This is a genomic window from Shewanella japonica (genome assembly GCF_002075795.1).
In the GTDB taxonomy this organism is placed as follows: Bacteria; Pseudomonadota; Gammaproteobacteria; order Enterobacterales; family Shewanellaceae; genus Shewanella; species Shewanella japonica.
Window position 1 is genome coordinate 717,879 of sequence record NZ_CP020472.1, and the last position, 12,039, is coordinate 729,917.

At 41.6% G+C, this 12,039-nt stretch carries 10 protein-coding genes; 7 read left to right on the top strand and 3 right to left on the bottom strand.

Annotated features, from left to right (window positions below):
• Positions 1–33: 33 nt before the first annotated feature.
• Together SJ2017_RS03100 and SJ2017_RS03105 are read right to left on the bottom strand one after the other, a co-directional pair.
• Complete coding sequence (locus SJ2017_RS03100) at positions 34–954, bottom strand: manganese-dependent inorganic pyrophosphatase (protein ID WP_080914846.1); 921 nt, start codon at positions 952–954, stop codon at positions 34–36.
• Between the two features lie 352 nt (positions 955–1,306).
• Positions 1,307–3,661 (bottom strand): aminotransferase class V-fold PLP-dependent enzyme, encoded by a 2,355-nt coding sequence (locus SJ2017_RS03105; protein WP_080914847.1) that lies wholly within the window; start codon positions 3,659–3,661, stop codon positions 1,307–1,309.
• A gap of 244 nt (positions 3,662–3,905) precedes the next feature.
• On the opposite strand from SJ2017_RS03105, the gene SJ2017_RS03110 reads away from it, so the two are divergent.
• On the top strand, positions 3,906–5,312 hold the full coding sequence (locus SJ2017_RS03110; protein WP_244899765.1) for a sugar porter family MFS transporter: 1,407 nt from the start codon (positions 3,906–3,908) through the stop codon (positions 5,310–5,312).
• Between the two features lie 105 nt (positions 5,313–5,417).
• Here the strand turns inward: SJ2017_RS03110 and SJ2017_RS03115 are convergent, their stop codons facing one another.
• Entirely contained in the window at positions 5,418–5,879 is a 462-nt protein-coding gene (locus SJ2017_RS03115; protein WP_080914849.1) for a NanQ anomerase/TabA/YiaL family protein, read from the bottom strand.
• A 216-nt stretch (positions 5,880–6,095) separates the two neighbouring features.
• Between SJ2017_RS03115 and SJ2017_RS03120 the strand changes: the two genes are divergently transcribed.
• From SJ2017_RS03120 to SJ2017_RS21830, 6 genes are all read left to right on the top strand, one after another.
• Positions 6,096–7,151, top strand: a complete 1,056-nt coding sequence (locus tag SJ2017_RS03120; RefSeq protein ID WP_080914850.1) for an alpha/beta hydrolase — start codon at positions 6,096–6,098, stop codon at positions 7,149–7,151.
• 382 nt (positions 7,152–7,533) lie between these two features.
• Positions 7,534–8,112: an LON peptidase substrate-binding domain-containing protein gene (locus SJ2017_RS03125; protein ID WP_055022760.1), complete on the top strand. Its 579-nt coding sequence runs from the start codon at positions 7,534–7,536 to the stop codon at positions 8,110–8,112.
• Between the two features lie 87 nt (positions 8,113–8,199).
• Positions 8,200–9,144 (top strand): pseudouridine synthase, encoded by a 945-nt coding sequence (locus SJ2017_RS03130; RefSeq protein WP_080914851.1) that lies wholly within the window; start codon positions 8,200–8,202, stop codon positions 9,142–9,144.
• 90 nt (positions 9,145–9,234) lie between these two features.
• Entirely contained in the window at positions 9,235–10,728 is a 1,494-nt protein-coding gene (locus SJ2017_RS03135; protein ID WP_167692884.1) for an EAL domain-containing protein, read from the top strand.
• Positions 10,729–11,013: 285 nt separating this feature from the next.
• Positions 11,014–11,487 carry a lipid A-modifier LpxR family protein gene (locus SJ2017_RS21825; RefSeq protein WP_276328886.1) on the top strand — a complete coding sequence of 158 codons (474 nt, stop codon included), beginning with the start codon at positions 11,014–11,016 and terminating at the stop codon, positions 11,485–11,487.
• Entirely contained in the window at positions 11,468–12,019 is a 552-nt protein-coding gene (locus SJ2017_RS21830) for a lipid A-modifier LpxR family protein (protein WP_276328887.1), read from the top strand. Before SJ2017_RS21825 ends, SJ2017_RS21830 begins: the two co-directional genes overlap by 20 nt.
• Positions 12,020–12,039 lie beyond the last annotated feature (20 nt).

Genomic DNA, 12,039 nt, shown 5'->3' on the forward strand with positions numbered 1-12,039 from the left:
TTTTGGTTTTACCTGCTTAAGGCAACATATCAATTAAGCAAATGCATCTTGTAACGGCGGTACAACTTGTTTTTTACGGCTTAGTACGCCATCTAACCAAACTTTGTTGTCTGCTAAAGTTTTACCGTAAGCTTTTTCAACAATGCTAGTGTCATCTGACACGACTAACATTTCAGAGCCTTCTTTCATGATATCGGTTAGCAGTAGTAATACGCTATGACGGTTGCCTTCAGCTTTAAGTGCAGCAATATCGGCTTCTAACTCGGCTTTGATATCATCAAATACTGATAAATCGATGACTTCTAATTGGCCAATACCAACAAGATTACCGTTCATGTTGAAGTCTTTAAAGTCACGCATAACAAGGTCGCGCGCTGGAGTACCATCGACTGCTGATTTCACTTTGAACATTTCCATGCCCACAGCTTTGTAATCTTCAATACCCGCGATTTCCGCTAATGCTTCAACACAGCGGATGTCTGCCGTGGTGCAAGTTGGTGATTTAAAGATAACAGTGTCGCTTAAAATTGCGCACATCATGATGCCAGCGATATTGGCTGGAATCTCAACTTGATAGAAGTCATACATCATCTTGATGACCGTGTTTGAACAGCCCACTGGGCGGATCCAACATTCAAGCGGTGTTGATGTGGTTAAGTCACCTAATTTGTGATGATCAACAATACCGACAATGGTCGCTTTGGCGATATCATCTGGTGCTTGGGTAAGCTCAGAGTGATCAACGATGTAAACTTCTTCACCTGCATAGCTTTCTTTGAACTCTGGCGCTTCAAAGCCAAATCTATCAAGGATGTAAGCCGTTTCCGGTGAAAGCTCACCAAGACGGGCTGCAATTGCAGGCTCATCGATTTGATTTTTTAAGTAAGCTAGTGCGATTGCACCGCAGATTGAATCTGAATCTGGGATCTTGTGACCCACTACATACATTGCCATTTGAAACGCTCCTATAAATTTGCAGCGATTTTAACAAGAAATAACCAAGTGACCAATAACTAAAAAGCTGGAAGTATACACCTTGGGAGATATTTGGAGGTGAACACGGTATTTGGGCTGATATTAAACGGAATTCGATTGAGTGATGAGTCAGTAATTAGGCCCTTGAGATTGGCCAACAACGAAGACCCTTTGCAAAAGTGGGTGGTATCACTGCTTGATGTTGAGTGATATTGAACATGACGTTAATAGGTGTTCAAGCTTGAAAAGGGTTAAACGGTAACTACGCTGAGTGAATATACATTAAGGGAAAGCAGGTTTCCCTTAATATCTAGATTTTAAACTAAAGCTATCAACTGCTTAATGCATAACCCCCTTTTAAATGAGCGACATTATCAAATCCTAAGCGTTTCATTGCCTGTGCCGCGATAAATGAGCGGCTGCCACTGCGGCATACCAATACCCATTTATGTTGTTTTTGATCTTGCTGCTGTTGAATAAATTGCACTAAGCGAGTGAGCGGGACGTTTTCGTTAGAGTCGTCAGTATGTTGCAGAGCATATTCATGGGGTTCACGAATATCGATTAAGGTGACATTTTCTTGCTGTAATGCAGCGTTCAAGCTCTGATGGTTGTATTCAATAATTGATTGCCCATTTAATTGATCGTCAGTTAGTGCTCCGCACATGATTTCGCTGCCGTTTTGATCGCATAAGTTGCTATCTAATTCGGCTTTAAGGCGCTCAAACTCGGTGACATGTAACTGGCCATTTAAAGTGTTTCTTAATAGTGGGTTACGCCCACATTCTGCAGATAGGTGAGTGGTGAATTCATTGTTGTAGTCATGACTGGCGCAAATTAAGTTGTTACTGCCAATCAATCTGTGTAGTCGTTTTAAGCTTGAAAACATGTCGCTTGCACTGCTCGAGGCAAAGTTAGTTCGCCCTAAACTGCCCATTAAAATCGTGTCGCCGCAAAATGCAAACTGGCATTGGTGCTTTATCTGATTGATGTCGGTAAATGGCTGACACAGTAGTAATGACATACTGTCAGCGGTATGGCCTGGCGTTGGCACGTTTACCAGCCATTGCTGACCAATTTTTATGTATTGTAATTGGACATCATCAACTGAATTCGTGTCTTTTGGGCTATGTTTGGGGCTATGTTTTGGACTATTTGGGGAGCTATGTGTCTCGCAATCTTGCGGCCAGCCTAGCAGGTTTGTTTGCTGAGTGGGTAAGTGTTTGTCAGCAAGAAAAGTACGCCCTGATTGGTGGTCTGCGTGACCGTGGGTGTCGATGATGGCGACCAATTCTAACTGTTGGCATTGTAATAGGGTATCTAAACGATCGTTAAGCTCTGGCAGAGGATCGATGATAAAGGCTTGTTTACTCTGCTGATCGGCATAAACCCAAGTGCAATTTGAGCCTGAACGAAGCTGAACTAAGCCGTTAACTGGCTGCTTTTCATCAATCTCACCAGTGTCTAATATCATGCAGCTGTGGGTGAGTGCTTTTGCTGCTGATTGGATACGTGAGCAAGCTGCATTCACTTGCTCTTGTGTCATTGCAGGGCCAAATGACATTCGAATAGCCGACTCACTTTGCCAAGCTGGTAACCCCATAGCATCAAGGACAAAGCTGCGAGTGACTTTAGATGAGCAAGCTGAGCCAGAGCTTACGCGGATATTGGCGGCGTCAAATAAGTCCATGATCTCTTTGCTGCTAAACCCAGCAATAGCAAAATTAATTGTGGTTGGGACACTGTTTTCAATACTGTGATTAAATACAACGTCAGGGAAGGCGCTTTTAAGCGTATCCATTAATTGTGTTTGGTACCCTCTTAATGTATTGATATTGGCAAATTCACTGTGCTGCTGATTCAATAGCATCTCAAAGATGACATTAATAGCAGCCATTCCTGGTAGGTTCTCGGTACCTGAGCGAAGGCCGCTTTCTTGGCCACCTCCGGCAATAATCGATGTAAAGGGCGCCGATTGACGAATATAAACAAAACCAATGCCTTTAGGTGCATAGAGTTTATGACCACTAAATGGGGCGTAATCGATTGTCGTTTGGGCAAGCTTTAATGGGGTCTTACCTAAGGCTTGTACGCAATCCACCATCCAGAAAATATCGTTATTTGCAGTGCGTATGATCTGCTCAAGTTTGCCTAAGTCCTGATAGACTCCGGTTTCATTATTGACTGCCATCGTGCATATCATGAGTGCATTGGGCGCTTCAGCTGCAATAAATTGGCAGTCCAAATGACCTAAACGATCAACTGGAATGGCTTTTAATTCTGCATTAATACCTAATATTTCATTCCAGTGTTTTAAGGATTCTGGCACGGCTTTATGCTCGGTTGCGCCATACAATAAACTGTACTTTTTGCTTGGCTCATCCTGCTTATCAATATTGAGTCGTTTTTTGGCTTCAACTAACGCTGAAATAATTGCTGTTTGAATCCCTTCTGTTGCACCACTAGTAAAGATGACCTTGCCGTCGTCTGCACCGATAACTTTTTTAGCGTTGTTGCGCGTTGTTTCCATGACATCTTTGGCTTTTAAGCCAGTGATATGGCTACTGCTTGGATTACCAAATAACACTCTCATGCTATTTAAAGCGGCTTCAGCAGCTTGGGGTAATACAGGGGTAGTTGCATTGGCATCAAGGTAGATCTGGCTTAGCGGCGAATGATTTTTCATGGGTAGCGGCTCATCTGTTGATTAGTTGATATATAGCTTTTAGTTATAACTAATTTCATGGGGTTATATTAGCAGTTTATGATTATTGATCAAGATCACATTTTTATTTGCTAAAAAATCCACGCTGATATTGTCTGCTGGTACAAAAAGACATTCTTATTTCTAAATGTTACCGATAACAGTATTTTCTAGTAAGGTGATAAAAATCAGAAAGACATGGCGTTATTCGAGAGGGAGAAAGTCATTGAAAACAGCAGAACAACAAGAAGAAAATACCCTGTTTGTGATTCTAGTCAGTTGTGTGGCTACCATAGGTGGTTTCCTGTTTGGATTTGATAGTGGTGTGATTAATGGCACTGTTGATGGGTTAAGGTCGGCGTTTGACTCAGACAGTATGGGAACGGGCTTTAATGTGGCGTCAATGCTATTGGGCTGTGCGGTAGGGGCATTTTTTGCCGCGCGTTTAGCGGATAAATATGGACGACGAGCCACACTGATTACAGCTGCAATCTTATTTATTGTTAGCGCTTGGGGATCAGGTATTGCTGACAGCTCTATGGCATTTATTGTCTACCGTATCTTGGGTGGTTTAGCTGTTGGCGCAGCTTCGGTTATGACACCTGCATATATTGCTGAAGTTGCCCCTGCACGTTATCGTGGGGCACTGGCGACTGTGCAACAAATTGCCATCATCACAGGGTTATTTGCTGCGTTTGTTAGTAATTACTTTTTAGCACAAACCGCTGGTTCGTCGACGGACAGTTTTTGGCTGGGGTATGATGCGTGGCGATGGATGTTTTGGATAGAGTTGGTGCCAGCAGGTGTGTTTTTTGTGGCATTATTTTTTATTCCTGAAAGCCCACGTTTTTTAGTGACAGTTGGACGTAAAGATCAAGCGATGACGGTCTTAACTAAGCTATACGGTAGCACTGTCGCTAAAACCAAATTCATGGAGATTCAACAATCTTTAGTCTCTGATCATCAACCTAAACTGGCAGACCTTATTGATAAGCACTCTGGCAAAGTGCGAAGTATTGTTTGGGTAGGGATTGGATTAGCCACTTTTCAACAGTTAGTGGGCATTAATGTGGTGTTTTATTATGGCGCCGTGTTGTGGCAAGCGGTTGGTTTTTCGGAATCTGATGCACTGTTGATTAATATTATTAGCGGTGCGGTCAGTATTGCAGCCTGCGTGATAACGATAAGTTTGATCGATAAAGTGGGTCGTAAACCATTTTTAATGATTGGTTCTATTGGAATGGCTGTGACTTTAGCCTTGATGGTCTTTGCTTTCGCATCGGCACAGGTCGATATCAATGGCGATTTGGACCTCGGTGAATTAGGCACATTGGCGTTAATTGCCGCAAATGGTTACGTGTTCTTTTTCAACTTGTCTTGGGGCCCTGTAATGTGGGTGATGTTAGGGGAAATGTTCCCAAATCAAATCCGAGGCTCGGGCCTTGCGGTTGCTGGGCTTGCGCAGTGGGGCACTAACTTTGCTATTACTATGACCTTTCCGATTATGCTGGCATCAGTGGGCTTAGTGGGTGCTTATGGTTTCTACTGTATTTGTGCTGTGCTATCGATTGTGTTTGTTGCGAAGTATGTATACGAAACAAAAGGTCGAGAATTAGAGCAAATGCAGGGATAAAAGGTAAGCACGCATAGTGAAGGGCGTGAGTGTCGTAATCAGAATGATTTACCCTTAAACATATAAGGCCACGATGATGTGGCCTTTTTGTTTGAGAAAGTCCGTTTATATTTTAACTTTAATGACGACTTTTCTTACTGGTACTTCTGTGTCCAGAGTGCCTGGCATATGCATATCACCAGGAAAGAATAAGGCAAACATGCCAGCTTTTAAGGGAATGAAAGCGGCGTCTTCTTTATTTGATTCATAATCAAACTCAGTAAAGTCATGCTCTTGATGGTAAGGCGCCAACGGTGTTTGATTGGCAAGGGGCAAATAGCCAAACTCTTCTTCACCACTCACAACAAACTGCACATCAATATATTGTTGATGAACTTCAAAAGGTTCAGTTTCTTTCGGTTGAGTAAGGTAGTCGTTAACAATCACAAAAATATCTTTTCCATCAAGCGGGTAGGTGCCGACTTCAATTTGAGTAAAGTCTGTTTCTGCTAAATGGGTTAAGGCTTTTGCTAATCTTGGACTTAAGCCGTGATATAGCGAGTGATGAGCAAGGCTGTCGACAACCATAGTGAACTCTCTGAAAATGAATGAGTCATGATTATCGCTCATTCATTTTGTCGGCGCTATGATTTATCTACAACCAGTAGGGTTACGTAAATAAATTCAACCATGAGATGGTTTAACCTGCTGACAAACTTAGTTAAGATGCAATGGAGTGTGAAACTCTGCATGGGTTTCATCCTTAAAAACCGATGGAAAATGGATTGATTCATAGGACGCTACGTGACTGCATTACGATTACTCGCCGGTAAAACAGCTTACCAACAAATTGAACAAAATGGTTTGTCTGCATCTATGTTTAGCCAGCTATTTGCTGCATCAGGTGGCCCCAAATGGATTGGGGTTGCTGGGCTTGATAAATATTTATTTGGTGAGTTTTTTGCTAATAGACAAGCGCCACTTTATACCATGGGAGCTTCCTCTGGGGCTTGGCGGCTGGCTTGTTTAGCACAGCAAGATCCATTAGCAGCCTATGCACGCCTCGAAGATCATTACATTGGTCAGCGATATGATCATGTTCCTAGCCGACAAGAAGTGACCGAGCAAGTTGAACGAATTATTGGTGGTATTTTAGGTAAACACGGTGCCCTTGATATTGTTAATAATAGAATGATTCAAAGTCACTTTGTGGTGTGTAAAGCCAAGCACTTAAATGCCAGTCGTTCAAAGGGGAAGTTAGCATTAGGTTTGGCGGCGACAGCGCTAAGTAATGCAGTGAGCCGTCGCAGTTTAGGTTGGCATTTTGAACGGGTGGTTTTCAGCCATCAGCAGGTAAAATCGCCTTTTTCTCAGTTGTCAGATCTCCCTACCGAGCATGCGCAGCTGACACGCAATAATATTAATCAAGTACTGTTAGCAACAGGCTCTATACCTATGCTATTAGCACCAGTGAATAAAATTAATGGTGTGTCAGATGGAGCATATTATGATGGTGGCATTACCGACTATCATTTTGATATGCCAACCAATGAGCCGGAAGGATTAAGTTTATACCCACATTTTTATCCTCATATGAGTCCTGGGTGGTTTGATAAATCCCTTAAATGGCGAAGAGCACGTCAGCATTATCACAATGCGTTGGTATTAACGCCTTCTCAGGAGTTTATCTCGTCGCTACCTTATTCAAAGATCCCAGACCGTGAAGATTTTAAGCAGCTAAGCAGTGATAGTCGAATTGCCTATTGGCGTGAAGCATTGAAACGCAGTGAACAGCTAGGAGAGATCTTTGCCTCAATTGTAGATAAGCAATCAATAATGGATGTGATTGAGCCACTTTAGTGTGTGTTAACTTGTTAAACTTTCCGTTACGATCCCGATCATTAAATTGTGATCATCTAATGAAACTATTTCGTAAAATCTCCTGTCTAATTATTAACCAGGTTGTGAATCTTGTGATGAGTTTTTCGATTGCCTTGATGGTGGTATTTACACAGTAACCTCAAGCAATACAAGGCGGTATTACAACTAATCATAAAGTGTGATAACCACTTCGCTTGCTGGAAAACTCTATTTTGCCTGCTACACTTTATTATCACGATATGAATGACAGCTTGTTGATTTTTATTGGTCCTTGATAGCAGAAAGCTATCGAATCTGCAGCATTCTGTGGCTTAAACAGCCTTATAGGGAATTGGTGAAACGCTGTAGTTTGGAGGTTGCAATGCAAACGATAGAAATGGCGTTACTCATCCAAGATACTGTGCTTCTGCCAGGTGGTCGTCAAGAGCTACGGATGGTCACTCCTAATCAATTATTGATGGTTGCCAATGTGCTCAAAGGCCATTATCGATTAGCGCTAGCTGCGTCAAAAAGCAACAGTTTTCCTCCATGCTACGAAACAGCAACCGAATGTGAAATCATCGATTTTCATCAACTTGAAGACAATTCTCTCAGTATTGTTGTCGAGGGACGTCAACGAGTAAAAGTGCTTTCTGGCGCGCAATTACGCGATCAAAGTTGGATAGCTAGAACCTTACCTTGTCAAAATTGGCAGCATGAACCCATTGCTGAAGAGTTCGAAATCATCAGTGCTGCACTTGAGCAATTTTATGAAGTGAATCCAGATTTACTGGAGTTATACAGTCAAACTCATCTTGAAGATGCTGCATGGGTCAGTCAGCGTTGGTTAGAAGTCTTACCTATGTACAATAAAGATAAGCTGCTGTTAGTTGAGCAGCCAGATTGTCATAAGACCATGGATTTTGTACTGCAATTATTAAAATCTCATGTGGATGTGTAATGCGGATAAGCTAAAACATGTTTTTTCTTTAGCTGATAAGGCTTTGTTGGGTATACTGTATCAAAATGTAGCTATATAGTATTTTACATGTCTGCTGAACATGCTGCCAAAGCCGCACAACCTTCATATATTGTTTTACCGCAATCTCAAACAACGCCGGAAACTGTGCTGGCTTTTTTAGTTTCTCATTTTAAGCAAATTCCAGAATCAGTGTGGATAAAACGTGTTGTTGAAGGAAAGGTTCACTGGGCAGATGGCGAACCTGTAACGCAAACAACAAAGTACCGCCCAGCGACTCGAGTGTATTACTACCGCGAGGTTGAGAGCGAAACAAAAATACCGTTTCAGCAGCAGATATTGCATCAAGATGAGCACTGTATTTTAGTCTTTAAGCCTCATTTTTTGCCTGTCACGCCCAGCGGTAATTTTGTCAATGAGTGTCTAATCCATCGCTTAAGAATTGCAACGGGTATTGATACGATTTCTCCTGCTCATCGGCTTGATAGGCCAACAGCTGGGGTAATATTAATGACTGTCAATCCAGAATCTCGACATGCTTACCATGCTCTGTTTACTGATGGAAAAATTAATAAACAGTACCAAGCAATTGCAAAACTCACCCCCGAGCTTTTAACGCGACATGAGCAAGGGAAGTTAAGTTTACCGCTAAAATGGACTGTGAAAAATCGTATGGTGCGATCAACGCCGAGCTTTTTGATGAAAATCACCGAAGGGGAAGCAAATACGCATTCTGAGATCAGATTAATCGCTGTTAATGGCTCAAGAGGCTTGTTTGAGCTGAGTCCAATAACGGGAAAAATGCATCAACTTAGAGTGCACATGATGTCATTGGGAATGCCGTTAGAAAACGATACCAATTACCCAAGGCTACAGCCCAAAGCCGCTGATGATTTTACTAAGCCGCTGCGCTTAATCGCCAAGTCTCTGACATTTGAAGATCCATTCAGTCAACAAATGATGTCTGTCAATTGTGAAGGCTATGATGCTGAGTTCGGGTTAGGTAAAAATTGATAAATGGTTTGTTGATGAATTAACAAGAGTAGCTCGTTTACAAAGGACTAATTGCACATGGAAAGGGTGAAATGTTGCGCAATATTTATAGTGAGTTTTTTCGTTTTAATTTTTGGTTTTAAAGCGTTAGATGAGCTAGTTGCTGAAATGCTTATTAAGCGTGACGCTCAAATACTGTCTGAAAAATTGACCATGTATATTGAAGATACTGCAATAGAACTGAAAAGTTTACCGGCAATTAATGATACCTATGTTTGCGACAGTCAAAATGAAGATTTGCTGACTAAGTCGGTATTTAACTCCACATTTATTCGCTGGCTTGCTGTAATGGAACAGTTAAAAGTTGTTTGTCGTTCGCAAGTGATGCCCCGTCATGTAGAGAAGTTAGTTAGGCACCGAATTGGTCCTGATTTAAAGCTTGCCGTTATCAATCAAATTGACTCAGATGTGCACGAGTTATTTTTATCATACGAATCTGGCAAAAAGCAGTATGTGGCGAGCATTGTGCCAATGAACCCTCGTTATTTTATCCCTGTAAATTGTGAAGATTGCCTAGAATACACCATCACTATTGATGGCATTTATGATTCGTTAGCAGCAGTGCCTGTAATGGAGTTTGGCTTTGAGCAGTTTGAAGGTGACCATGTCATTTTAGAAGAAGTGGTTCATAAAAATGAATATTACATTGCCAAGTTTAGCCTGTCGGGCAATGACGAGTTTTTTGCTCAGTATGAATCGTTAAATTGGCTATATAGTGCGTTGGTTAGTTTTGTGATGGCGTTGGCGTTATCAATTGGCTATTGGTCTTGGAAACAGTCTTATGGTTCAACTCGAGCTCACATAAAAAGTGCTATCAAACATAAAGAGTTTATCCCTTTTTATCAGCCTGTTATTGATACGCAAAAAAATGAAATCGTTGGTGTTGAAGTATTAATGCGCTGGCGTCAATCAAGTGGAGAGTTGATCCCACCAAACCAATTTATTCCCTTTGCTGAATCTGATGGGTTAATTGTAGATATGACCTATTCGATGCTTGATGTTATGGCTGACGATATTGAACAAGCTGGCGAACAAGTTAAGCCGTTATTTATCAGTATTAATATTGTTCCTGAGCATTTAGAAAGCGATCAACTTTACTTGTATATTAAGGCGCTTAAAGAGTCTGGGAAGCTAGGTAAACATCGGATTTCGCTAGAAATCACTGAGCGGCAACCCATTACAGACTTAGCTAAAGCCCGCGCTATGCTAGATAAATTTTATGCCATTGACGTTGATTTAAAGCTTGATGATGCCGGAATGGGATATGGCGGTTTTAGTTATGTGCAAAACCTAGGTATCAGTACCCTTAAAATTGATAAAGCTTTTATCGATACCATTGGTGTAAAAGATAACTTTAATGAGAAAACCTTAGATGCAATTATCTCTTTTGCCAAAAAGTCGGGCTTGAGCGTCATTGCTGAAGGGGTGGAAACTGAGTCTCAAATTAGCTATTTGAAAGTACAGGGCGTGGATTTAGTTCAAGGTTATTTTTTCTCTAAACCGCTAGAAGCAAAAGACTTTTTTAATGCCTATCAGAATGTCTGATGATTGGGTTTTATTTTAGCTAGATGGGTTTTGATAAAAACGATAATTGATGTATTCCCAGCGTTAGTGGTTAATATTGGGATACATTTTAAGAGGTTTGCTAGTGTTCAGTTACTGGTGTCGAATGAGATAAGCAAAAGTGCCTAATTGTAATTTGCTGGTAGCGAGTAAGTAATGGCTATTATTTGAATTAAGTCTTTATTTCAAAGGACGTTGTGTGATGCTGATGTTCGGTTAAACTGAATTATCTGGTGCTATTCACATACTGAACTGAAAGAGGTTAATTTGAGTCAACATCACTTAAAGGGATTACCTGTTCCACTATCAGTATTGGCTGTCATGTCATTAATCTGTGTAGCCTCGCAAGCCTCAGCTGAGCAGATTTATTTTAGTTTTGATAATGATGTGATTATTGGTTCAGATGGTGATTGCTCTAGTGGTATTTTACTGGGGTGGCATGCAACACCTGAGCAAGATTTCTCCTCTGCTTCTACAGCTTTTCAATGGCAATCAGCTTTATTATTTCCGCAACAAAGCCAGCAAGTTCACCGTGGGGCAAAGCTTTTTAGCCGAATGTGGACGCCTACTGAAATCGCTTATGACTTTCCTCAACCTGAAGAAAGGCCTTATGCTGGCTTTTTAGAGTTAGAAAGTTATACCGGTGTGTTTAGTTCAAGCCTTGCACAAAAAAAACTGGCTGAGTTTGGGCGTTGTTGGCCCTGCATCTGGCGCAGAGTACATGCAATCTTTTGTACATAAAATTACCTCATCGACGACGCCTGAAGGCTGGGATTACCAGATTGAAAATCAGTTGACGTTGCAAGTTGCTTACGAGGTGGAGGCATTGTTGTTTCGTCAGCAAGCATTCGAAAATAGCCAATGGGATGTGAGTGTATTTAACCATACCATGGCAGGTAACTTTCGTTCTCAATCTAGCCTTGGGTTAACTGTCCGTTGGGGCGATGAGCTAAGCCAAACATTTGGTCAGTTATCTAGCCAAGCAGGACACTTTGGCGATTTTACTTCTTCAGCTAATCAATATGGAAGCTGGATGGCTTATTCCAGAATGCAGGCTGGATACCGCTTTAATGACTTAACGATTGAAGGTGATCTTCCCTATGAATCGTCGATTGAAATTAACAACCAGCAAGCTCAAGCAAGCCTGGGTGTCATTTGGGCTTTTCCCACTTGGTCGGTGCGCTGGAGCTTCGACTTTTACAGCAAAGAGTACAAATCTGATGTGGACGACTGGCACGGCTATGGCGTGATTAGTTATAGTAAGGTGTTGTAAAGAAAATACAATTATAAATG

Bases quoted from the DNA above. Each gene is read 5' to 3' on its own strand.
- SJ2017_RS03100 (WP_080914846.1), bottom strand. From the start codon at position 954: ATGGCAATGTATGTAGTGGGTCACAAGATCCCAGATTCAGATTCAATC.
- SJ2017_RS03105 (WP_080914847.1), bottom strand. From the start codon at position 3,661: ATGAAAAATCATTCGCCGCTAAGCCAGATCTACCTTGATGCCAATGCA.
- SJ2017_RS03115 (WP_080914849.1), bottom strand. From the start codon at position 5,879: ATGGTTGTCGACAGCCTTGCTCATCACTCGCTATATCACGGCTTAAGT.
- SJ2017_RS03125 (WP_055022760.1), top strand. From the start codon at position 7,534: ATGCAAACGATAGAAATGGCGTTACTCATCCAAGATACTGTGCTTCTG.
- SJ2017_RS03130 (WP_080914851.1), top strand. From the start codon at position 8,200: ATGTCTGCTGAACATGCTGCCAAAGCCGCACAACCTTCATATATTGTT.
- SJ2017_RS21830 (WP_276328887.1), top strand. From the start codon at position 11,468: ATGCAATCTTTTGTACATAAAATTACCTCATCGACGACGCCTGAAGGC.